The organism is Streptomyces sp. CB09001, assembly GCF_003369795.1.
Taxonomy (GTDB): Bacteria; Actinomycetota; Actinomycetes; order Streptomycetales; family Streptomycetaceae; genus Streptomyces.
The window spans coordinates 7,725,595-7,748,925 of the sequence record NZ_CP026730.1; the positions used below are offsets into that span (position 1 = coordinate 7,725,595).

Consider the following 23,331-nt stretch of genomic DNA (forward strand, 5'->3'; position numbering starts at 1 on the left):
TCAGCCCTCCCAGCGGGGTTCGGCGAAGACCGGCACTCCGAGCGCGTGCTTGCCCGCCCACTCGGCGGTCACATCGGAGTTCGGCGGGACGAGCAGCCCGGCCACCACGTCCCGGTAGGCGCGCTGCAGCGGGTGCGAGGACATCAGCGCGGAACCGCCCTGGACCTGCATGGCCAGCGAGACCACCTCATGAGCGAGGCGGCACACGCTGTTCTTCATCACGCTCATCTCGATGTAGTGGCCGAGCGGATCCTCGGCGATCGCGGTGTCGTGGTCGGCGCGCACCGCCTGGTACAGGTGCGCCTCCGCGGCCGCGAGCCGGGTGCGCATCTCGGCCACCCGGAACTGCACACCCGGCAGATGCGCCACGGTCCGGTCCAGCACGTGCAGGGTGCGGCCGCGCTGCTCACGGACCACCGTCTCCAGGGCGCCGCGGGCGATCCCCAGGAACACGGACGCGAAGCTGCACCACGCCCAGTGCACCCCCTGCATGAACATCAGCGGCAGCGCCCCCGGCCGCCCCACCATGTGCGCGTCCGCCACGAACAGGTCGTCCAGGAGCAGCGAGTGGCTGCCCGTGGCACGCATGCCCGCCGCGTCCCACTCGGCGGTGACGCTCACTCCGCGCTCCGCCTTGGGCACCAGGAAGCCGACCGGCTCCGGCAGCCCCCGGTCGTCGGTACGGGCCGCGGACAGGAACAGCAGATCGGCCGCAGGGAACCCGGTGAAGAAGCCCTTGCGCCCGTTCAGCAGATAACCGCCCTCCACGGGCTCGGCCTTGGTGGTGGGATGCCACCAGTTGCCGCCCACTCCGGGCTCACTGAACCCACCGGCGATCACCGCGCCGTCCTCGACGATGGCCCGGTACGCCCGCTCGGCCGCCGGACCTCCGATCCCCGCGATCATCGCGATGCCGTGGACGTGCATGTTCACCGCGAACGCGGTACTCGCACAGCCGGCCGCGAGGGTCTCCTGCGCCCGGCACAACTCCTCCAACTCCGCGCCGCCACCGCCGTGTTCGCGTGGCACCGTCATCGCGGTGTACCCGGAGGAGACCAGTTCGGCCACGTTCTCGTGCGGAAAACTGCCCGCCGCGTCGTGCTCCGCGGCCCGGCCGGCGAACCCCGCCGCCAGCTCCTCGGCCAGCGCGACGAAATCGGTCCGCACGGGCGCGTCCTGGGTGACGGTCATCGCACGCCCCCCACGACCAGCGGCCGCTCCTCGGGCACCGTCAGCGCCAGATAGCGCACCAGACTGCCGACGGTGTCGCCCTCCGCCCGGGTCGCCATCGCCAGCCAGTCCGAGATCTCCACTCCCGCGTACGTGTCCCGGATGCGCTCGAAGAGCTCAGCCAGCTCCACCGAGTCCAGACCGAGGTCCCCGGTGAGCCGGGACCGCTCGGTGATCTGCCGCCGCACCGTCTCGGGACGCACGGCGGCGAGGTGTTGCGTCAAGGTCGTCATGAAGGCTTGCGCCCGGTCGTCCTGCACATCCACTCCTGGATACCTGGGGAGAAAAATGGGTCGAAACCGCGGGAGAACCTGGTGGTGCGCCGGCTGTGGGGTGCCGTTCGGCCATGGTGGCGGCCCCGGCTGTAGCGGCGGTTGCGCGGCCGGACGGCCGCCGGACGGGTGGCGCGGACGCCGGTGAGCGCCCGGCCCCCGAGGGCCGGCGCGCACCGGCGGCCTCAGCCCTGGACCAGTTCCCCCGTCCGGTCCACCAGCCGCTCCGCCTCGGGCTCCACCACGGCGTGCACCGCGGCCGTCCGCCCCGTGAGGAACTGCCGGCGCATCAGCGTCCGCTGGATCTTTCCGCTGGTGGTCCTGCGCACCGTGCCGGGCGCCACGAGCAGCACGCTGCCCGCCGCGATCCCGAACTCCCCGGTGATCGCGGTCTGGACCCGGCCGACCAGCTCCCGGCCCGCCCCGTCGACGTCCGGCGCCCCCTCCAGACCCGCCGCCTCCAGGACGAGCACCAGCCGCTCCCGGCCCGCTGGCCCGGCCGGCACCGTGAACGCGGCGCACGTGCCCAGCGACCGGTCCACGGCCCGCGCCGCCGCCTCCACGTCGTGGGGGTAGATGTTGCGGCCGTTGACCAGCATCATCTCCTTCAGCCTGCCGGTGACGAACAACTGCCCGTCCACGACGGCACCGAGATCACCGGTGCGCAGCCAGCCCGCGCCCGCCGGCCCGCTCTCGCCGGCGAGCCGCGCCCCGAACGTCTCCGCCGTGGCCTCGGCCCGCGCCCAGTACCCGCCGGCCACGCTCTGCCCGCGCACCCAGAGCTCCCCGACCCGCCCCTGCGCCACGGCCCGTGACGTGGCCGGGTCGACGACCCGCACCTCGAAGTCCTCGGCGCGCACCGTGCCGCTGCTCACCAGGGTGCGGGCCGAAGTGTCGGCCCCGGCCGGGACGACCTCGCCGCGCTCCAGGGCGGCCGCATCGACGCGGCGGGTCACGGGCGCGGCCCCGCGGGGCGCACCCGCCACCAACAGCGTGGTCTCCGCCATGCCGTAGCACGGGAAGAACGCCTCGGGCCGGAAGCCCGCGGGCGCGAACCGGCGGGCGAACGCGGCCAGGGTGTCGGCGCGCACCGGCTCGGCACCGTTGCAGGCCGACTCCCAGCCGGACAGGTCCAGACGGGCGAGATCGTCGTCCTTGACCCGCCGTACACACATGTCGTACGCGAAGTTCGGGCCACCGCCGACGGTAACCCCGTGCTCCCCGATCATCTCCAGCCAGCCCACCGGCCGGCGCAGGAACGCGGCCGGTTCCATGAGCGCGGCCCGCGCCCCCAGCCACAGCGGCTGCAGCACATGCCCGATGAGCCCCATGTCGTGGTAGAGCGGCAGCCAGCTGCCGAACACGGAGTCGCCGGTGGCGCCCAGCGAGCGCTGCATCGCCGCCTCGTTGGCCATCAGGTTGCGGTGCGAGACCATGACGCCCTTGGGGGTACTGGTCGACCCCGACGTGTACTGAAGGAAGGCCAGGTCGTCCGGGCGCAGGCTGGGCGCGCGCCACTGCGAAGCGTCGCCCACCGGGCCGGCGTCCGTGGCCACGCAGGGCACGGACCGGATGCCGCTCAGCCCGGCCTCGATGTCCGGCGCGGCCGCCGCGGTGGTGAGCACCGCGCCGACCCGGGCGTCGCCGGCGATCCGGGCGAGGCGCTCGAAGTGGCGGGTGTGGTCCGTGGGCAGCGGCGCCGGGACCGCGACCGCGCCCGCGTAGAGACAGCCGACGAACGCCGTCACGAAGGACAGGTCCGACGGGTAGAGCAGCAGCACCTGCCGGCCGGACAGGCCGCGCTCCAGGAGCCAGGACGCGATGTCCCTGGCCCGCTCGTCCAGCTCGGCGTAGCCGAGCCGCTCGACCCCCGTGCCGCGGACGAACGCGAAGGCCTCGGCCCCGCCCCGCTCCTGCACCCGGGCCAGCACCCGTTCCGTGTACGTCTCCTGATGTGCCATCACAACCCCTTGGATCAGGCGGACAGGGCGCCGGCCAGCACCGGGGCCCGGTCGTAGCGGCGGACCACGGACGCGAGCTCGCGCAGGAACACGTCCTCGTGAGCGCGGATGAAGAAGTGCCCTCCCGGCACCACCCGCACCTCGTAGCCGCGTCCCGCCTGGCGCCGCCAGGCCACCACCTCGGGCACCGACACGAGCCGGTCCCTGGCCCCGACGAACAGGTGCAGCGGCACCCGCACGGCTTCGGTGTCCGGTGCGAAGGACGTCGTGCACAGCTGGAGGTCGTCGCGGGCCACGGGCAGCAGCGCCGCCAGGAAGTCGGGGTGATCCAGGATCACCCGGGGGATGCCGCCCAACGCGGCCAGCGAGGCCACGAGTTCCTCGTCGCTCGCTCCCGGGTCGGCGATCTTCGGCGCCGGAAGGTGCGGCGCCCGGTACGAACTCAGGGCCAGCGCCATGGGCAGCGGCGCGCCGCGGCGCTGGCGCCGGGCGGTCAGCGCGTAGGCCACGAGGGCCCCCATGCTGTGCCCGTAGAACACGTGCGGGTGCTCCAGCTCCGCGTCCAGCTGCTCGTCGAGATCGGCGACGAGCGCATGCAGGTCCGTGAAGCGCGGTTCGGTCATCCGGCCCTCGCGGCCGGGCAGCTGGACGGGCAGCACCCGGGCGCCTGCCCCGTGCGCGTCGAGGCCACGCTGCCAGCGCCGGTAGGCCGACGCCCCACCGCCCGCGTACGGGAAGCAGAACAGCCGCACCTCGGTCTCGGTGTCGTCCGTCGGGGAGGTGTGGGACAGGTAACGCGTCATTCCGTTCCGCCTCGGGCTCGTCCGGTTGTCTGGACGCCCGCCGGGACCGCGGCACCGTGGGCGGCGAGGAGGGCGGACCGGAGGGGCGGCGGACGTCCGGGTCCCGGTGTGCGGACGCGCACGGGGCACCTGCCCGACCGGCCGGACACCTCGACGCACGATGGAGCGGGTCCCGGCAGGCACGCCACGAGCATGCGGTTGACCGCTAAAAGACAGCCAAATCGGATGCGTGGTCGAGGCCGCGTGACGCGATGACGGCTGACGGGCGGCGCAGCCGGCCCGCCGGCGGCCATGACGAACTGCCGCGGGCAGCAGGGGCGATCGGGGGCAGGCGGCGGCAGGCAACCGCGCCCCCCGATACGCGCGGGCAGGAGGGCCGCACCGACGGCCCGCCGTCCCGCCCCCCGCCGGATGAAGGCGGGCGGGCGGAGGCGGCCGCGCCGCGAAGGCTGAGCCGGACGGCGAGCGCGCGATTGGCTCGCGCGCTCGCCGCCGGGAGCTCAGTGGCCGAGCAGCCAGCCGATGCGGTCGTAGGCGAGGACCTGGTAGAGGACCATGATCAGCAGCAGCCAGCGGGCGGCCCGGCGCAGACCCGCGAGATACAGGGCTGCCACCGCACCGAAGAACACGGCGAGTTCGAGCAGCAGCCGCAGCGGGCCAGGCGTGTGGACGTCGCTCTCGCCCGAGCGCGACGGGTCGTCCGGTACGGCGAAGGTGCCCCACATCCAGCCGACGGCCACCGGCACCACGACCACCGCGAGCCAGCGCCACGGCGAGGGAACGGTGCGCCAGGCCCAGATGCCGAAGCAGACCAGCGAGACCATTTCGAGCAGGAAGCGGATGCCGAGCATGACGTCGTTGTTGGCGAGCGCCAGAGTCGCGTGACTCACCGGGAAACCTCCGTATCAGCAGTATCAGCAGTCTCAGCCGTGGACTTGAGGGCTGCCAGCCAGTTCTGCAAAACCGTGCGCAGCTTGGCGCTGGGGAAGTAGAGGGCGATGAGCGGGCCGCCGATGGACTCCTCCGACAGCACTTCGGTGGCGCGTCCGCCGTCGAGGGACGTGAGCCGGAAGCGGTGCACCGCGCGGGTGCCGGCCAGCACGCCGGTCCAGCACAGCTCCTGCTGCGGTTCGACCACGGCCAGCGTCGACCTGATGGGCATCCCGCCCAGCTTCCAGCGGAACTGCTCGTCGGGCACGGTGCCGCCCGGCCCCTGGCGCACGGAGGCGACCTGCGGCACCCAGGAGGGCCAGCCCGGCAGGTCGTGCAGCAGCCGCCACACGGTGGCCGGGGGCGCCTCGATCCGCACCCGGCTGATGGCGGTCACGGGCGCCCAGTCGTCTATGCGGCCGCCCTTGGCGTAGTGCTGATGGAGCTCGTCCAGCGACGGGCCGCAGTAGAAGACGCGGCCGAGTAACGAACGTGGGGCGACAGGCATGGAGCCACCTTGTGGGGAGTGAAGGAACGGTGTACCGGTCATCATGATCCGGGGTCAGGTCGGCCGGACGGGCACATCCTTCCCCGCGTGCGGGATGCGGACGACCGACTCGCCCGCCTCTTTGTGCGCCGCGGGGCGATCCGGACCGGGCAGCAGCAGCGCGGCGACCACCGCGCCGGCCGCGACGACGACCGCCGCGCTGACGAAGCCCGTCGGCGCGGCGGCCTCGACGCGGACGCCGGGCGCCGCGGCGCCGGCCGCGCCATGGGCGAGTACGGTGCCGATGACGGCGACACCGACGGCGTTGCCGAGCTCCATCATGGTGTCGTTGAGTGCCGCCGCGTTGCCCGACCGTTCGGGTGCGACCAGGGACAGCTCGGTTTCCGTCGCGGGTCCGAGGGCCAGACCGACGCCCACGCCCAGCAGCACGAGCCCGGTCACCACGCCCGCGTAGCCGTCGGCCGCCGCGAGCGTCAGGATGCCGGCCGCGGCCGTCGCCAGACCGGTGCTGACGCTGCCGCGCGCGCCGGTGAGGCGGGCCAGCCACGGCGCGACGGCCGATCCCGCCCCCACCGCCACCGCGACCGGGGCGAGCGCGAGTCCTGCCGTCAACGGACTGTATCCCAGGACGAGTTGAAGGTACTGGGTGAGGACGAACAGGGTGCCGGCCAGACCGCAGAAGAGCAGCATGATGCCGGCGCTCGCGCCGAGGAAGACGGGATGGCGCAGCAGCGCGAAGTCGACCATCGGGCTGGGATGCCGCCGTTCCCACGCCACGAAGCCGGCGCCGCACACCAGCGCGCCGCCGAACGCGCCCAGGACGCTCGCCGACGTCCACCCCTCGCCCGAGGCGTGGATGGCGCCGAACACCAGGCCCACCATGACCGCGGAGCCGAGCACCGCGCCCACCGGGTCCAACGGCCGGGGCACGGACGCCGCCGACTCCGGCAGCAGCACGAGCCCCGCGATCAGGACGACGGCGACCGGCAGCAGGTTCACCAGGAACACCGACCCCCACCAGAAGTGGCCCGCGAGGGCGCCGCCGAGCACCGGTCCCACGGCCACCCCCAGCGCGGACGTGCTGCCCCAGACGGCGAGGGCGCGCGGCCGCTCGTGCTCGGGGAACACATCCACCAGGATCGACAGGGTCCCCGGCATCACCAGGGACGCGGCCAGCCCCATCGCCGCCCGTGCGGCGATGAGCTGGCCCGCTCCGTCAGCGGTGAGGGCGAGCAGCGAGCCGACGCCGAACAGCGCGACGCCGAGCAGAGTGGCCCGCTTGCGGCCGTACCGGTCGGACAGGGTGCCCGCGGTCAGCAGACAGGCCGCGAAGACCAGCGCGTAACCGTCGACGATCCACTGCGTCGTGCCGATACCGATGTCCAGATCCCGCATCAGGCTGGGCAGCGCGACGTTCAGCAGCCCGTTGTTGAGGATGATCACGAACAGGGCGAGGGAGAGGACCGCAAGGACCGCCCAGCGGCGCGGGTCCGGTGGGCCCGCGAGCCGGGACGCGCGCGCATCCTCGTCGTACGTCGACTGCATCGCCGGTCCTCTCCACGCGCTCGGGGCGGGGCCGGCGCCGGTGCGCGCCCCGCACGAGGGTGGACCCGCACGCTGAAGTTCCGCTTGTGCGGCGAGCGAGGGCGGAGACGATCACGGGGGCGGCCGTCGCCTTGAGCGCTTTGCCGGACTTTTAGCGCCGCGCCACACGATGGAGCCCCGCCATCGTTCTGACGTCGGCCGGCTCCCACCCGCCAGGCGGCGACACGAAAGGTAGTCATGATCAATCTCTTTCAGCCCCAGGTCGGAGCGGAGGAACTCGCTGCGGTCGCCGAGACCTTCGAGGACAAGTGGCTGGGACACGGTCCTCGGACCCGGGCCTTCGAGGCCGCGTTCGCGGAGCACATCGACGTGCCCGCCGAACACGTCGTCTTCCTCAACTCGGGTACCTCAGGGCTGTTCCTCGCCCTGGAGTCGCTGGACCTGGAGGAGGGAGACGAGGTGGTGCTGCCCTCCCTCAGCTTCGTCGCCGCCGCGAACGCCGTACTCAGCTGCGGTGCCCGGCCGGTCTTCTGCGACGTCGACCCCCGCACCCTCAACCCCACGGTCGAGGACATCGAGCAGGCGCTCACACCCCGCACCAAGGCGGTCATCGTCCTGCACTACGGGGGCTCACCCGGTGACATCGTCCGCATCGCGGACCGCTGCCGGGAGCGGGGCGTCACCCTCGTCGAGGACGCGGCCTGCTCGGTGGCCTCCCGGGTGGACGGCCGGGCGGCGGGGACCTTCGGAGACATCGCCATGTGGAGCTTCGACGCCATGAAGGTCCTGGTCACCGGAGACGGCGGAATGATCTACGTCAAGGACCGGGAACAAGCCGAACGGGCCAGGCGGCTCGCGTACCACGGGCTGGCCCAGTCCAGCGGTTTCGGCTACGCGAAAGTCTCGTCCCGCTGGTGGGAGCTGGACATCCCCGAGCCCGGCCGCCGTGTCATCGGCAACGACCTCACAGCCGCGATCGGCGCCGTACAGCTGCGCCGGCTACCCGAGTTCATACGCCGCCGCCAGGAGATCTGCGCGCTCTACGACCAGGAACTGGCCGGCGTGCCCGGGTTGCTGCTGCCCCCCGCCCTGCCGCACGGCCACGAGTCCACCCACTACTTCTACTGGGTGCAGACAGCCCCGGAGATCCGCGACGGCCTGGCCGGCGACCTCCTCAAGGACGGCATCTACACGACCTTCCGGTACGCACCGCTGCACAAGGTCCCCGCCTTCGGCTCCCAGAGCGCCCAGACCCTTCAACTGCCCCACTCGGACTGGGCCGCGGACCGCACCCTGTGCCTGCCCCTGCACCCCGCACTGAGCGACGGCGACGTGCGCACCGTCGCGGCGGCCGTGCACAAGGCCGTCGAGAACCGGCGCACGGTGGACGCCCCCTGAGCATCCTGATCACCGGCGGGCGGGGCTGACCGGCTCGCACCACTACGGTTCCACCCCCTTCGGGGCGTGGAACCGAACCAGCTGAGCTCCACCACAGCACACTGGCCCCACGGGAGGGCCCCGGCCAGTGTGCTGCGGTGGAGCTCAGCTGGTTTCCTTCACCGGCTCGGCCTGGATCACCGGGTGGTCCGCGGGCAGCTGCCCGGCCGCCGACGCGCCACCCGACACCTCGGCCGTCGCGAACACCTCCCGGTCGGCGGAGCCGTAACCCGCCCACTCCTCCGGCAGGGCGTCCTCGTAGAAGATGGCCTCGACAGGGCAGACCGGTTCGCAGGCGCCGCAGTCCACGCATTCATCGGGGTTGATGTACATCTTGCGGGGACCCTCGTAGATGCAGTCGACGGGGCATTCGTCGATGCAGGCCTTGTCCTTGAGGTCCACGCAGGGCTGGGTGATCACATACGTCATGAGGAAGCCTCCACGGTCCAGGTGTCGTTGCCCGTGAGGAGTGCGGTGAGGTCGCCCTTGCCGTTCTCCTCGACGGCGGTGTCGAGCTGGCCGGCCATGAGCGTGTCGTAGACGGGACGCTCGACGTCTCGGAAGACGCCGATGGGCGAGTGGTACAGCGTCTGCGGGTCGGCGAGGCGGGAGAGCGCGAAGGCCGTCGTCGGAGACGCGGAGTGGGTGTCGTGGACCACGATGCGCGACTCGTTCTCGGGCGTGACCTCGACGATCTCCAGGTCGCCGGTGACCGGGTCGCGGACGACGCCCTTGTGCCCGAGCCCGTCCGCCGAGGGGGCCCCGAAGCGGATCGGCCGCCCGTGTTCCAGGCGGATCACGGCCTCCTGGGCCTGCTGCTTGTTCTTGAGGACCTCGAAGGCGCCGTCGTTGAAGATGTTGCAGTTCTGGTAGATCTCCACCAGGGCGGTGCCGGGGTGGTCGGCGGCGGCGCGCAGCACGCCGGTGAGGTGCTTGCGGTCGGAGTCGACGGTGCGGGCGACGAAGCTCGCTTCGGCGCCCAGGGCCAGCGACACCGGGTTGAACGGGGCGTCCAGCGAACCCATCGGCGTGGACTTGGTGATCTTGCCGGTCTCGGAGGTGGGCGAGTACTGGCCCTTGGTCAGCCCGTAGATCCGGTTGTTGAAGAGGAGGATCTTCACGTTGACGTTGCGGCGCAGCGCGTGCATCAGATGATTCCCGCCGATGGACAGCGCGTCACCGTCACCGGTGACCACCCACACGCTCAGGTCGCGCCTGCTGGAAGCCAGGCCGGTGGCGATGGCGGGGGCACGGCCGTGGATGGAGTGCATCCCGTAGGTGTTCATGTAGTAGGGGAAGCGGGAGGAGCAGCCGATGCCGGAGATGAAGCAGATGTTCTCCCTGGCCAGGCCGAGTTCGGGCATGAAGCCCTGCACGGCGGCGAGGACGGCGTAGTCACCGCAGCCGGGGCACCAGCGGACCTCCTGGTCCGTCTTGAAGTCCTTCATCGATTGCGCGGCTTCGGCCTTGGGGACCAGCTGCAACAGGCTGCCCGTGCCCGCGGGCGTCGTGTCAGCCATCGATGGCCTCCTTGAGAGCCGTGGCGAGTTGCTCAGCCTTGAACGGCATTCCGTTGACCTGGTTGTACGAGCGGGCGTCGACCAGGTACTCGGCCCGGACGAGGGCGGCGAGCTGGCCGAGGTTCATCTCGGGGATCACCACACGTTCGTACCGCTCGAGCACGTCACCCAGATTCTTGGGGAACGGGTTGAGGTGGCGCAGATGGGCCTGCGCGATTCGCTGTCCGGCGCCCCGCAGCCGGCGCACGGCGGCGGTGATCGGCCCGTACGTGGAACCCCAGCCCAGGACCAGCAGCTGCGCGTCGCCGTCCGGATCGTCGACCTCAAGGTCGGGCACGGCGATACCGTCGATCTTGGCCTGGCGGGTGCGGACCATGAAGTCGTGGTTGGCCGGGTCGTAGGAGATGTTGCCCGTGCCGTCCTGCTTCTCGATGCCGCCGATCCGGTGCTCCAGCCCCGGGGTGCCGGGGACTGCCCACGGGCGGGCCAGGGTCTGCGGGTCGCGTTTGTAGGGCCTGAAGACACGGCGGCCGTCGGCCAGTTCGTGGTTGGGGCCGGCGGCGAACCGCACCCGCAGATCGGGGAGGCCGTCGGCCTCGGGGACGCGCCAGGGCTCGGAGCCGTTGGCGAGGTAGCCGTCACTCAGCAGGAACACCGGGGTGCGGTAGGTCAACGCGATACGGGCCGCTTCCATGGCCGCCTCGAAGCAGTCCGCCGGGGTGCACGGCGCGACGATCGGCACCGGTGCCTCGCCGTTGCGCCCGTACATCGCCTGCAGCAGGTCGGCCTGCTCCGTCTTGGTCGGCAGGCCGGTCGAGGGCCCGCCGCGCTGGATGTCGACGACCAGCAGCGGCAGTTCGAGGGAGACGGCAAGCCCGATCGTCTCGCTCTTGAGGGCCACGCCCGGTCCGGAGGTGGTCGTGACCGCGAGACTGCCGCCGAACGCGGCGCCCAGCGCCGCACCGATCCCGGCGATCTCGTCCTCCGCCTGGAAGGTCCGTACGCCGAAGTTCTTGTGCTTCGACAACTCGTGCAGGATGTCGGAGGCCGGAGTGATCGGGTACGAACCGAGGTAGAGCGGCAGGTCCGCCTGTCGGGACGCGGCGACCAGCCCGTAGGACAGGGCCAGGTTCCCGGAGATGTTGCGGTACGTGCCTGCGGGGAACGCGCCGGCCGCCGGCGCGACCTCGTAGGAGACCGCGAAGTCCTCGGTGGTCTCCCCGAAGTTCCAACCCGCGTGGAAGGCGGCCAGGTTGGCCTTCACGATCTCGGGCTTCTCGGCGAACTTCCGCCTGAGGAACCGCTCCGTGCCCTCGGTCGGCCGGTGGTACATCCACGACAGCAGGCCGAGCGCGAACATGTTCTTGGAGCGCTCGGCCTGCTTGCGGGAGAGGTCGAACTCCTTGAGCGCCTCGACCGTCAGTGTCGTCAGCGGCACCGGGTGCACGCGGTAGGCGTCCAGCGAGCCGTCCTCCAGAGGGGAGACCTCGTAGCCGACCTTGGCCATCGCCCGGCTGGTGAACTCGTCGGTATTGACGATGACTTCGGCGCCGCGCGGCACATCCGCGATGTTCGCCCTCAACGCGGCCGGATTCATCGCCACCAGCACATCCGGCGCATCACCGGGCGTGAGGATGTCGTGGTCGGCGAAGTGCAGCTGAAACGAGGACACACCCGGAAGCGTTCCTGCCGGCGCCCGGATCTCGGCGGGAAAGTTCGGCAGCGTGGACAGATCATTTCCGAACGATGCCGTCTCCGACGTGAAGCGATCCCCCGTGAGCTGCATACCGTCACCGGAGTCACCCGCGAAACGGATGATCACCCGGTCCAGGCGGCGCACCGTCTTCCTGGGTGTCTCTTCGCCTGTCCCTGTGCTTTCCAGTGCCAGAACGGCCACCGGCCGCCCCCTTTCCTAGACGTCGCGGACGCCGCACACGCGGCGAAGCCGACGGACACCGCACGTTAGGAGGGAGGACTTGTGACTGGCCAAAGCATCCGAGGACCACCCGGCCCGGAGACGCGCACGGGCACGGGCCGACGCCGGGACGCCGGGCGGCCGCACAGCGCAAGCGGACCTTTAGAACCGGCCCCCACGCTGCTGGCGAACGGCAGCCGCCAGCGTCGTACGGACGGACACCTCAAGGAAGGTCAGCGATGCGTATTCTCTTCAACGTCTTCCCGGCATCGTCACATGTATATCCAGTCGTCCCACTGGCATGGGCACTGCAGAGCGCCGGCCACGAAGTGGTGATGGCCACCTCTGAGGCCGGGCTCGACCCGAAGTTGTTTACGAACATCGCCTCGGCCGGACTTACCGCGGTGCCCCTGGGCGGCAAGGAGGAACTCGCCGACTCGCTGGCCCCCCTCCTCGCCGTGGCGAACCGCCCCGATCGACGTACCGCGACGATCGACCCGGATGACGAGGACACCTGGCGCACCTGCCGGGACATGCTGATCGACCTGCTCCACGCGCACTACCCGCCGGAGCAGGTGAGCGGCGGTCGCCGGCCGGTCCTGGACGCGCTGGTGGACTTCGCCCGGGACTGGCGCCCGGACCTGGTGCTGTGGGACCCGCTGGCTCCGACCGGGGCGGTGGCCGCGCGTGTCAGCGGCGCCGCCCACGCGCGCCTCCTGTTCGGCATGGACAACGTCGGTCTGGTCCGTGCCAAAACGCTGCAGGAGCTGGCCGATCCGTCCTCCGGCCTGACGGAGGACCCGTGGACGCCGTGGCTGAAGCCGGTGCTGGAGCGCTACGGTCTCGACTTCACCGAAGAGACGCTGCTCGGCCAGTGGACCATGGACCTGACCGCGGCGCGGATGCAGTACCCGCTGGATCTGAGGTACGTACCGGTCCGCTGGATCCCGTACAACGGCGGCAGCACCCTTCCCCAGTGGCTGCACAAGCGGCCCGAGCGGCCCCGGGTGGTCTTCACACTCGGCCAGACCCGCCGGCTCCTCGACGGTGCGCAAGGCGGCTTCCCGCTACGGGACTTCTTCGACTCCGTGTCCGACCTGGACCTGGAAATGGTCGCCACCCTGAACAGCGACCAACTGGCCACCGCAGGTGACCTCCCGGACAATGTCCGCGCCATCGGATACGTGCCGCTCAATCACCTGCTGCCCACCAGCTCGGCCATCATCCACCACGGCGGCGGAGGCACCTCCGGTGCCTGCGTGGCATTCCAGGTACCGCAGCTGATCGTGCCCATCCCGATGTGGGACGAGAAAGTCATAGCGCAGTACATCGGCGGCCGGGGCGCGGGACTGGTCATCGACCCCGCGAAGATCGACGTCGACACCATGCGGAAAGACCTCGTCAGGCTGATCACGGAACCCTCGTTCCGGAACGGGGCCCGTGACCTGTACGAGGACATGCTCGCCGCCCCCGCGCCCAAGGACGTGGTTCCGATACTGGAGAGACTGACCACGGAGCATCGCGGCTGAAAAGCCGGCACACACGAAGTGAGAGGACCACCATGAAAGCTCTGGTGCTGGCCGGCGGATCGGGCACCCGTCTACGGCCTTTCAGCTATTCGATGCCCAAGCAGCTCATCCCCATTGCGAACACGCCGGTCCTGGAATACGTCGTGCGGAACATCCTGGACCTGGGCGTGAAAGAGATCGGCATCATCATCAACGGCCGCGACAACGAGATCCAGCAGGCACTCGGGGACGGATCGCGGTTCGGAGCCCAGCTGACCTATATCCGTCAGGAGAATCCGCTCGGTCTCGCCCACACAGTCGCCATCGCCCAGGACTTCCTCGGCGACGACGACTTCGTGATGTACCTGGGCGACAACATGCTGCCCGACGGAATCTCGGACATCGCCGAGGAGTTCGCCGCCGGCCGCCCGGCAGCTCACATCGTGGTGTGCAAGGTCGAGGACCCGCGCGCCTTCGGCGTGGCCGAGCTGGGACCCGACGGCGAGGTACTGCGCCTGGTGGAGAAGCCACAGCGGCCACGCAGTGACCTGGCCCTGATCGGCGTGTACTTCTTCACCGCCGCCATCCACGAGGCGATCGCGGCCATCACGCCCAGCGCCCGCGGGGAACTGGAGATCACCGACGCGATCCAGTGGCTGGTGGCCGGCGGCGCGGACGTACGGGCGAGCGAGTACCAGGGCTACTGGAAGGACACCGGGAAGGTCGGGGACGTCCTGGCGTGCAACGCGCGCATCCTCGACGGCCTCCGCCCCTGCGTGCAGGGCGCGGTCGACGACACCAGTGTGCTCGTGGGGCCGGTCGTCGTGGAGAAGGGGGCACGCATCGTGCGCTCCCGCATCGAAGGGCCGGCGATCATCGGCGCGGGCACCGTGGTGGAGGACAGCCGGATCGGCCCGCACACGTCCGTGGGCCGCGACTGCGCGGTCATCAGCAGCCGGCTCGTGCACTCCATCGTCCTGGACGGGGCCTCGGTCACCGGCGTACAGGGCCTGCACAGCTCCCTGGTCGGCCGCTCCGCTTCGGTCGGTATCACCACGCAGAGCACGGACCGCTACCGCCTGGTCGTCGGAGACCACACCCAGGTGGAAGTCGCCGCATGAAGATCCTCATCACCGGTGGAGCCGGATTCATCGGCTCGAACTTCGTCCGTAACCTCCTCGCGAACAACTACGCGGGCTGGGAGAACGCCCAGGTCACCGTCCTGGACAAGCTGACCTACGCGGGCAACCGCAACAACCTGCCGGCCGCCCACCCGCGGCTGGAGTTCGTCCAGGGCGACATCTGCGACGCGGAGCTGCTGCACGAACTGCTGCCCGGACACGACGCCGTGGTGCACTTCGCCGCGGAATCCCACGTCGACCGCTCGCTGGCCGATGCCGGAGAGTTCTACCGCACCAACGTCCTGGGCACCCAGACACTGCTCCACGCCGTACTGGACAGCGGTGTCCAGCGCGTGGTGCACGTCTCCACCGACGAGGTGTACGGATCGGTGGACGAGGGCTCCTGGAACGAAGACTGCCCGCTGCTGCCCAACAGCCCCTACGCGGCCTCCAAAGCCTGCTCCGACCTGGTGGCCCGCACCTACTGGACCACACACCGGGTCAACCTCTCCATCACGCGCTGTTCCAACAACTACGGGCCGTACCAGCACCCCGAGAAGCTCATCCCGCTGTTCGTCACCAACCTTCTCGAGGGAAAGCAGGTGCCCCTGTACGGCGACGGACGCAACATCCGCGAATGGCTGCACGTGGACGACCACTGCCGCGGCATCCACCTCGTACTCGACAACGGCCGGCCCGGCGAGATCTACAACATCGGCGGCGGCGACGACCGCACCAACCGGGCCATCACCGAGCACCTGCTCGAACTGACCGGCCTGGGACCGGAGATGATCCGCCACGTCGCCGACCGCGAGGCACACGACCTGCGATACGCCATCGACGATTCCAAGATCCGTGAAGAACTCGGCTATGCGCCGCAGACCGGCTTCGACGAGGGTCTGGCCGCCACGGCGCAGTGGTACCGCGACAACCCGGACTGGTGGAAGTCCGCCAAGCACGGAACCGAAGGCACGGCCGGCTGAGAACCACGGAGCCGGTCCTGGGGCCACCCGCCATGCTGCCACGTCCGCCGCGGCATCACGGTGCCGGCCAACGGAGAGGAATGACGATGACCGACAACAAAGACACCGTGCTGGACGCAGTCCGCAGCTACCACCGGGCGACCGCATCACACGCAGAGTTCAAACCCGGAGTGACGGAGATCTGGCCCTCCGGCGCGGTCCTGGACGAAGAGGACCGAGTCGCCCTCGTCGAGGCCGCACTCACCCTGCGCATCGCCGCCGGACCCAGCTCCAAGAAGTTCGAGTCCAACTTCGCCAAGCTCCTCAAGCGGCGCAAGGCCCATCTGACGAACTCGGGTTCGTCGGCGAACCTCCTCGCCATCTCGGCACTGACCTCGGAAACACTCGGTGACAGTCGCCTGAAACCGGGGGACGAGGTGATCACCGTCGCGGCAGGATTTCCCACCACCGTGAACCCGATTCTGCAGAACGGGCTCATACCCGTCTTCGTGGACGTGGACCTGCCGACGTACAACACCACAGCCGACCGGGTGGCACAGGCCATCGGCCCCAAAACCCGGGCGATCATCATCGCCCACGCGCTCGGCAACCCCTTCGAAGTGGCCGAAGTGGCCCAGCTCGCCAAGGATCACGGCCTCTTCTTCGTCGAGGACAACTGCGACGCCGTCGGCACCCTCTACGACGGCCGGATCACCGGCACCTTCGGCGACCTGAGCACCGTCAGCTTCTACCCCGCGCACCACCTCGCCATGGGCGAAGGCGGCTGCGTCCTCACCGACAACCTCCGCCTGGCCCGCGTCGTGGAATCACTGCGCGACTGGGGACGGGACTGCTGGTGCGAACCGGGCAAGAGCAACACCTGCTTCAAACGGTTCGAATACCACATGGGCAACCTGCCCGCCGGGTACGACCACAAGTACATCTTCTCCCACGTCGGCTACAACCTGAAGGGAACCGACATCCAGGCCGCGCTGGGCCTCACCCAGCTCGCCAAACTCGACAGCTTCATCGAGGCGCGACGCCGCAACTGGCGCCGCCTGCGCGAAGGCCTGGACGGCCTGCCCGGCCTGCTGCTCCCCGAGCCGACCCCGCGATCCGAGCCGAGCTGGTTCGGCTTCGTCATCACCGTCGACCCCGAGGCCCGCTACACACGCGCCGAACTGGTCGCACACCTGGAAGAACGCAAGATCGGCACCCGGCGGCTGTTCTCCGGCAACCTCACCCGGCAGCCGGCCTACATCGGCCGCCCCCACCGCATCGTCGGCGACCTCACCAACAGCGACATCATCACCGAGCACACCTTCTGGATCGGCGTCTACCCAGGGCTCACGGACGAAATGCTGGATTACGTGGTCGCCACCATCAAGGAGTTCGTAGCCGAGCGCGGCTGAGAGCCCGCCGCACCCACACCACCAGAAGCCACGGGAGTTACGTCGATGCCGTCCCAAGTCCTCCAGAGGCGTGAGGTCCACAGCCCGCCGGCACGAATCGCCGCATCGGCCGCGACCACTGACGGAGTGCACCTGTCCACCGAGCACTTCGACAGCTGGCTGACCGAACGGCGCACAGCCAACACCTTCCGCGTGGACCGCATACCGTTCACGGAAATGGACGGCTGGTCGTTCCAGGAACACACCGGAAACCTGGTGCACCGAAGCGGCCGCTTCTTCACCGTCGAAGGGCTGCACTTCACGGAAGACGGCCAGCCCCACGGCGACGGCCCCCCCAGCGACTGGTACCAGCCCGTCATCCGGCAGTACGAGGTGGGTATCCTCGGCATCCTCGCCAAGGAGTTCGACGGGGTACTGCACTTCCTCATGCAGGCGAAGATGGAACCCGGCAACCCCAACCTGCTCCAACTCTCGCCCACCGTCCAGGCGACCCGCAGCAACTACACCAAGGCCCACAAGGGCGGCGACGTCAAGTACATCGAACACTTCATCGGGCCGGACCGCGGCCGGGTCGTCGTGGACGTACGACAGTCCGAGCACGGCTCATGGTTCTCCCAGAAGACCAACCGCAACATGGTGGTGGAGACGACGGACGAGGTACCGCTGCAGGACGACTTCTGCTGGCTGACCCTCGGCCAGATCAATGAGCTGCTGCACCGGGACAACGTGATCAACATGGACTCGCGCACCGTGCTGTCGTGCCTGCCCGCCGCAGACACCTCGGCCGGCGCCCTGCTCTCCGACACCGAACTGCTCTCATGGATCACCGGCGAACGCACCCGCCACTGCGTACGAACCGAACGAGCCCCGCTGGGCCACCTCCCCGGCTGGAAGCGCCACACCACCGCGATCGAACACGAAGCAGGCCGCTACTTCAACGTCGTGGCCGTCTCGGCCCAGGCAGAGAACCGCGAGGTCACCGGCTGGACCCAGCCCCTGTTCGAACCGGTCGGCCCAGGCATCCACGCCTTCCTGACCCGCGAGATCGAAGGCACCCCGCATGTACTGGTGCAGGCCAAGGTCGAACCCGGCCTCGTCGACACCATCGAGCTGGCACCGACCGTGCAGTACACCCCGCACAACTACGCCCACCTGCGGGACGAGGAACACCCCCGATTCGCGGACTCGGTCCGCCGCGCCACCGGCGACCGCATCCGCTACGACGCCGTACACGCCGAAGAAGGAGGCCGCTTCCTCAACGCCGAGAGCCGCTGCCTCATCATCGAAGCCGACGACACGGACGCCCCCCTGGACCCCCCACCCGGCTACGCCTGGGCCACCCCCGCACAGCTCACCTCCCTGGTCCGGCACAGCCACTACCTCAACGTCCAGGCCCGCACCATGCTGGCCTGCCTCAACGCGACGAAAACCCGAACCCGATGACCGCACCCCTGAGAGTGGGAGTCATCGGTTGCGCGGACATCGCGCTGCGCCGGATGCTCCCCGCCTTCGCCGCCACCCCTGGCATCGAGGTCGCGGCGGTGGCCAGCCGCGACCCGGACAAGGCACGGAAGGTCGCGGACCGCTTCGGCTGCCGAGCCATCCACGGGTACGAAGAGCTCCTGGAACAAGACGACATCCACGCCGTCTACGTGCCCCTGCCCGCGGCCCTGCGCCCCCGATGGGTCGAGGCAGCCCTGCGCACAGGCAGACACGTCCTCGCGGAGAAGCCCCTGTCCACCCGGCACGCCCGCACCAGCGAACTCCTCGAACTCGCCGCCTCTCGCGACCTGGTGCTCATGGAGAACGTCATGTTCGTCCATCACCGCCGGCACGAAGTCGTACGGCGGATGGTCGCGGACGGAGCACTGGGCGAACTGCGCTCGTTCCACGCGGCCTTCACCATCCCGCCGCTCGCGGACAGCGACATCCGCCACCAGCCGGAGCTCGGTGGCGGGGCCCTCATGGACGTCGGGATCTACCCCCTGCGGGCCGCACTGCACCTACTGGGCCCCGAACTCGACATCATCGGCGCCTGCCTCGCCCAGGGGGCGGGCCGGCAGGTCGACACCTCTGGCGCCGCGCTGCTGTGCACTCCCGACGGCGTCACGGCCCAGATCACCTTCGGCATGGAGCACGCCTACCGCTCGGCCTACGAACTGCGCGGCAGCAAGGGCAGCTTGACCATCGACCGAGCATTCACCCCACCCGCAGAGGACATCCCGGTAATCGCCCTCCACCGCGCCGCCGGGACCGAGGAAATCCGCCTGGCACCACACGACCAGGTGAAGGCCACCACAGAGGCCTTCACCACCGCGATCAGTACCCGAACCCCGCCGGACACCAGCGACACCCTGCGACAGTCAGAACTCCTCACCACAATAAGCAGAATCGCCTCGCGCCGCAGACGGGGCAGCCACGGACACAGCAGCCACAAGAGGCAAGGACGACAACCAATCTGACACATGACCGCCGACACGGGACGAAGCCCCGAACCAAGGACATCCCGCCCTGACCGACACCCCGCCTTCAAGCCGGACTCACGGGCGCCCGTCCGGAAGGCGTCGCGCTGGCCGGCGCCCATCTCGCATCGGCAGCACTGACGGGTGCCACATTCCGGGAGGGCGACCTGTCCGACGTGATCGCCCCGGACGCCAACTTCACCGCAGTGAACGTCGTGGGCACGACGTTCACGAACGCAGTCCTGACGAGAGCGGTCCTGGTGGGGGCGGACCCCACGCACGTCGACCTCAGCCATGCACCGTTGCCCCGTGCGCCTCTGACACGCGCACACCCGAGCAGGGCCGTCTTGAGCCACGCACGGCTCGAGCATGCCGACTTGAGCGAGGCGAACCTGGAGGGCGCCTACCTGACCCGCGCTGACCCGCGCTGACCTGAGTACGGCCCGAGGCCTGAGCGCCCGTCAGCTCATCAAGGCACACATCACCCACGGCACAACACTCCCCGAGGAGCTGGCCGATGACCCACAGGCCAAGGATCGGGTCGACGAGTGCGAAGCGGCCGAGGCGGAAACCGGCCCCGAGCAGGCCTCGCGGCCGACGGCACGGTGCAGCCCGAGCAGCACCCCACGCCAAGGTCACTGTCAGTGCCGGGAGGTGAGGTCCTCCACCCCCGGCACCGTGCCGGCAGGGGTTGACCACCGATATCCCACTCACTGAGTTGCAGGCACGCGTGCTGACCCGGGCAGCGCCCGGCTCTCGCCGACCGGCGGCGCCTCGGCAACCCCGACCGAGCCGCCGCGCACCGGGCCCGAGTGTCCACCCCCATCCCACGGCGCCGGCGGAGCGGACCCATTGTCAGTGGCGGCGGCCAGCCTCCACGCTCATGAGTCTTGTGCGTCGACCGGCCGGCGAACTTCCCGGGACCCAGCCCAGCTGCGGCTGGTCTACAGCCACGGGCACCCCGCCGTGCCCGACGAGGACGAGGACACCCTCGAACACTGGCGTGTCTCCATCCGCGCCCACCACGACGAGGAGGAGGAATGCCCCGGCGGCTGCACCGACGCGTGCCGGCAGCTCATCGACAACGGCAGCGAGGCAGGCTGGCTGCGTCTGTGGCGGCTGCGTGACTACACCGGCGCGGACCGCTGGATGGTCGCGGACGCCCAGTCGGGAGACCTGGAGAGCATCGCGGCCACCGTCCTCGACGACGGCGAGTATTCCGATGCCTTCCAGGAGACCATCGACTGCCCGGTGGGGGATCTGCTCATCCTGGACCGGGTGTTCCTGGCCCGTCCCTGGCGCGGCTTCGGCCTGGGCCCGGTGTTCGCCGCCGAGGCCGTCCGCCGCCTGTCCGGCGGCTGCTGCGCGGTCGCGGCTGAGCCCCGCATGGCCGAATGGCCCGACAACCGGGACGAGGTGAGTGACGCCGACCGCGCCACCGCCAAGGCCAAGATCGCCGCCCTGTGGGAGTCGATCGGCTTCCACGCCTTCCACGGCGGGGTGCAGCTGCTCGACACCAGCCTGCAGGAGCCCGTCGACCTGCACCGTGCGCGCCGCAAGGACCTGGAGGACCTCTCCGCCGCCTACCGGGCCCACCTCGAGAATCGGCCCGCTCTCCCTGAGCCGGCCCTGACCCCGGCCACCCCGCCGGCGACTCCCGTGCCGGCCGCTACCCGCCAGCCGCCAGCGCCCGCGCCCGCCCCGGCGGCAGAGCCGGAGCCCAGCGCCGGACTGGCGGCCGCCGCGAGCCTGCCCGACTTCCAGCGGGAGTGCAGGGCAGCTGCCCGACCTGATCCTCGAGATCGAGCACAGGCAGGGGACGGCCTGCACGTGCTCCTTGGGGCCGCCTCGCCGACCTGAGCAGCGGCACCCCCTGATCGGCCGACGCCGACCTTCTGACCGCTTGCTGTTCTCCACCTGCCCTGCGCTGCGGTTGGGTGCGCTCCGGATCAGAACGGAACGCTGCACCGCCTCCCGTCCGGCCAGCGAGCGACCATGCATGCCGAGCGAGCAACCCCCGGGGGGGCCTCTGGGCCAGGATCGGGCTTGTCTGCCCGGAGAGCCTGCGGACAAGGTAGAACGGTCTGGCCACGCTGCGCCGCGGCTAGACCTGCCCGACACCGTACGTTCGACAAGCGCTGCGTCTACCGGAGCCACGCTGCAGGGCTGTGTCCTGTGACACCGTCTCAGGCTCCGTGGCTTCGTCCATGTTCAGCGACAGGGTTTGTCGACGGGTTTGAACAGCGTTGAGTGATCAATGGGCTCGCGAATGTTCGGGAGAAATGACGTCGCCGGTGTGTCGTCATCCCTGTCATGATCGTTGTCATGAAGGTACTTGTGATCGGGGCGACAGGAACGATCGGCAGCGCTGTCGCCAGTGCGTTAGAGGCTTCTCATCAGGTGGTTAAGGGTTCCCGCAGAGGACCGACGAAGGTGGATCTTCAGGATCCGTCGTCTTTGGACGCACTCTTCGATGAGGTGCCGGATCTCGATGCCGTGGTGTGCTGTGCCGCCAGTGGCCCGCTGGTGGACTTGGAGTCAGCGGCGGATGACGAGATTATGGCCGGAATGCAGGGCAAGCTGCTGGGCCAGGTCGCGTTGGCCCAGCGAGCTGTGCGCCGTCTGCGCGACGGCGGCTCCATCACGCTGACCGGAGGAACCTTCGCCACTCCACTGGCCGGCGGCTCGGTGGGAGCCCTCGTCAACACTGGTCTGGAAGGCTTCGTCCGCAATGCGGCCAGCGAGCTGCCGCGAGGACTTCGCATCAATCTCATCAGCCCTGGCTGGATCAGGGAAACCCTGGAAAGCATGGGTGAAGAGGGGATCGACGGCACGCCTGTCTCCGAGGTGGCCCGGGCGTATGTGAAGGCGGTGGAAGGCACCGCGCAAGGCCAGACCATACGCGTGTAACCGGCAGACGGGACCGGCCCGCCGCCCTTGGAGGTGGCGGGCCGACGGTCTGGGCGAGAGCCAGCCGACCTCGGCTTCAACTCGTGCGTGGGTGCTGGCGAGGCGGTAGGAGTCGGTGCCGGTCTCGATGATGGTGCCGTTGAAGGCGAGGCGGTCGACGATGGCCGCGCAGAGGCGGGGGTCGGTGAAGGTCTTGGTCCAGCCCCCGAAGGACTCGTTGGAGGCGATGGCGACGCTGTTCTTCTCCTCGCGTTCCGTACGGACCTGAAAGAGAAGTTCGGCGCCGCGGCGGTCGAGTTCCATGTGGCCGAGCTCGTCGATGCGGAGGAGGTCGACGCGGCCGTAGCGGGCGATGGTCTTGGTCAGCTGCTTCTCGTTTCGTGGCGAGCGTGTAGCGGAGGCGGTAGCCCTTCATGGCGGCCTCGGTGCCCAGGGCGATGAGCATGGGGGACTTGCCGGTGCCGGAGTCGCCGATGAGGCAGAGGGCCCGGCTCTTCTTGATCCATTCGCAGCTGGCCAGCGTGTGGATCGTGGCGGCGTCGATGTTGGCGTCCGCGTCGGAGCCGAACGCCCTCAGCGACTTCTCCCGCGGGAAGCCGGCCGCCTTGACCCGCCGCTCCCAACGGCGACGGGACCGGTCGTCGCACTCGGTCATCAGTAGCTCAGCGAGGAAGCCCCGATAGGTCATCTGGTCCTTCATCGCCCGGTCGGCGATGTCGGAGAACTCGTTGCGGATCGACTGCAGCCGCAGCAGCCGGCAGGCGCTGTCGATGGCAGCGTCGGCGGCCTGCTCGGTCAATCCTCGCTGGCGGGGCAGGGCCACTGTGCTTCTCCC

At 70.0% G+C, this 23,331-nt stretch carries 19 protein-coding genes and 1 pseudogene; 9 read left to right on the forward strand and 11 right to left on the reverse strand.

Annotated features, from left to right (window positions below):
• From C4J65_RS35680 to C4J65_RS35710, 7 genes are all read right to left on the reverse strand, one after another.
• On the reverse strand, positions 1-1,191 hold the full coding sequence (locus C4J65_RS35680; RefSeq protein WP_115746180.1) for an acyl-CoA dehydrogenase family protein: 1,191 nt from the start codon (positions 1,189-1,191) through the stop codon (positions 1-3).
• Complete coding sequence (locus tag C4J65_RS35685; protein WP_162833512.1) at positions 1,188-1,463, reverse strand: acyl carrier protein; 276 nt, start codon at positions 1,461-1,463, stop codon at positions 1,188-1,190. Before C4J65_RS35685 ends, C4J65_RS35680 begins: the two co-directional genes overlap by 4 nt.
• A 224-nt stretch (positions 1,464-1,687) precedes the next feature.
• On the reverse strand, positions 1,688-3,463 hold the full coding sequence (locus C4J65_RS35690; protein WP_115746182.1) for a fatty acyl-AMP ligase: 1,776 nt from the start codon (positions 3,461-3,463) through the stop codon (positions 1,688-1,690).
• A 14-nt stretch (positions 3,464-3,477) separates the two neighbouring features.
• On the reverse strand, positions 3,478-4,266 hold the full coding sequence (locus tag C4J65_RS35695; protein ID WP_240330602.1) for an alpha/beta fold hydrolase: 789 nt from the start codon (positions 4,264-4,266) through the stop codon (positions 3,478-3,480).
• A 500-nt stretch (positions 4,267-4,766) separates the two neighbouring features.
• Positions 4,767-5,156: a YrdB family protein gene (locus tag C4J65_RS35700; protein WP_240330603.1), complete on the reverse strand. Its 390-nt coding sequence runs from the start codon at positions 5,154-5,156 to the stop codon at positions 4,767-4,769.
• Positions 5,153-5,704, reverse strand: a complete 552-nt coding sequence (locus C4J65_RS35705; protein WP_115746183.1) for an SRPBCC family protein — start codon at positions 5,702-5,704, stop codon at positions 5,153-5,155. Before C4J65_RS35705 ends, C4J65_RS35700 begins: the two co-directional genes overlap by 4 nt.
• A gap of 54 nt (positions 5,705-5,758) precedes the next feature.
• Positions 5,759-7,249 carry an MFS transporter gene (locus C4J65_RS35710; protein ID WP_115746184.1) on the reverse strand — a complete coding sequence of 497 codons (1,491 nt, stop codon included), beginning with the start codon at positions 7,247-7,249 and terminating at the stop codon, positions 5,759-5,761.
• Between the two features lie 237 nt (positions 7,250-7,486).
• On the opposite strand from C4J65_RS35710, the gene C4J65_RS35715 reads away from it, so the two are divergent.
• Positions 7,487-8,647 carry a DegT/DnrJ/EryC1/StrS family aminotransferase gene (locus C4J65_RS35715; protein WP_115746185.1) on the forward strand — a complete coding sequence of 387 codons (1,161 nt, stop codon included), beginning with the start codon at positions 7,487-7,489 and terminating at the stop codon, positions 8,645-8,647.
• A gap of 144 nt (positions 8,648-8,791) precedes the next feature.
• Here the strand turns inward: C4J65_RS35715 and fdxA are convergent, their stop codons facing one another.
• The 3 genes from fdxA to C4J65_RS35730 are packed head-to-tail and all read right to left on the reverse strand — an operon-like array spanning position 8,792 to position 12,103.
• Positions 8,792-9,115: a ferredoxin gene (gene fdxA, locus C4J65_RS35720; protein ID WP_115746186.1), complete on the reverse strand. Its 324-nt coding sequence runs from the start codon at positions 9,113-9,115 to the stop codon at positions 8,792-8,794.
• Positions 9,112-10,206: a 2-oxoacid:ferredoxin oxidoreductase subunit beta gene (locus C4J65_RS35725; protein ID WP_115746187.1), complete on the reverse strand. Its 1,095-nt coding sequence runs from the start codon at positions 10,204-10,206 to the stop codon at positions 9,112-9,114. The genes fdxA and C4J65_RS35725 overlap by 4 nt, the downstream gene beginning before the upstream one ends.
• On the reverse strand, positions 10,199-12,103 hold the full coding sequence (locus tag C4J65_RS35730) for a 2-oxoacid:acceptor oxidoreductase subunit alpha (protein ID WP_162833513.1): 1,905 nt from the start codon (positions 12,101-12,103) through the stop codon (positions 10,199-10,201). Before C4J65_RS35730 ends, C4J65_RS35725 begins: the two co-directional genes overlap by 8 nt.
• Positions 12,104-12,360: 257 nt before the next feature.
• Between C4J65_RS35730 and C4J65_RS35735 the strand changes: the two genes are divergently transcribed.
• The 8 genes from C4J65_RS35735 to C4J65_RS35775 all read left to right on the forward strand — a co-directional run bounded on the left by C4J65_RS35735 (position 12,361) and on the right by C4J65_RS35775 (position 22,496).
• Positions 12,361-13,650 carry a nucleotide disphospho-sugar-binding domain-containing protein gene (locus C4J65_RS35735; protein WP_115746188.1) on the forward strand — a complete coding sequence of 430 codons (1,290 nt, stop codon included), beginning with the start codon at positions 12,361-12,363 and terminating at the stop codon, positions 13,648-13,650.
• A 32-nt stretch (positions 13,651-13,682) separates the two neighbouring features.
• Positions 13,683-14,750, forward strand: coding sequence for a glucose-1-phosphate thymidylyltransferase (locus tag C4J65_RS35740; protein ID WP_115746189.1), 1,068 nt, complete (start codon positions 13,683-13,685; stop codon positions 14,748-14,750).
• Positions 14,747-15,733, forward strand: a complete 987-nt coding sequence (gene rfbB / locus C4J65_RS35745; RefSeq protein ID WP_115746190.1) for a dTDP-glucose 4,6-dehydratase — start codon at positions 14,747-14,749, stop codon at positions 15,731-15,733. Before C4J65_RS35740 ends, rfbB begins: the two co-directional genes overlap by 4 nt.
• 86 nt (positions 15,734-15,819) lie before the next feature.
• Positions 15,820-17,124, forward strand: a complete 1,305-nt coding sequence (gene rfbH / locus C4J65_RS35750; RefSeq protein WP_115746799.1) for a lipopolysaccharide biosynthesis protein RfbH — start codon at positions 15,820-15,822, stop codon at positions 17,122-17,124.
• Positions 17,125-17,169: 45 nt separating this feature from the next.
• Positions 17,170-18,567, forward strand: coding sequence for an NDP-hexose 2,3-dehydratase family protein (locus tag C4J65_RS35755; protein WP_115746191.1), 1,398 nt, complete (start codon positions 17,170-17,172; stop codon positions 18,565-18,567).
• A complete protein-coding gene (locus C4J65_RS35760; protein WP_115746192.1) occupies positions 18,564-19,586 on the forward strand; it encodes a Gfo/Idh/MocA family oxidoreductase in 1,023 nt (340 codons plus the stop codon). Before C4J65_RS35755 ends, C4J65_RS35760 begins: the two co-directional genes overlap by 4 nt.
• Positions 19,587-20,552: 966 nt before the next feature.
• Positions 20,553-21,446, forward strand: a complete 894-nt coding sequence (locus tag C4J65_RS35770; protein WP_115746194.1) for a hypothetical protein — start codon at positions 20,553-20,555, stop codon at positions 21,444-21,446.
• A 465-nt stretch (positions 21,447-21,911) separates the two neighbouring features.
• Positions 21,912-22,496 carry a short chain dehydrogenase gene (locus tag C4J65_RS35775; RefSeq protein WP_115746800.1) on the forward strand — a complete coding sequence of 195 codons (585 nt, stop codon included), beginning with the start codon at positions 21,912-21,914 and terminating at the stop codon, positions 22,494-22,496.
• Positions 22,497-22,577: 81 nt separating this feature from the next.
• On the opposite strand, the pseudogene C4J65_RS35780 reads toward C4J65_RS35775, so the two are convergent.
• A pseudogene (locus C4J65_RS35780) lies at positions 22,578-23,319 on the reverse strand (ATP-binding protein); the annotation flags it as partial.
• Between the last annotated feature and the right edge of the window lie 12 nt (positions 23,320-23,331).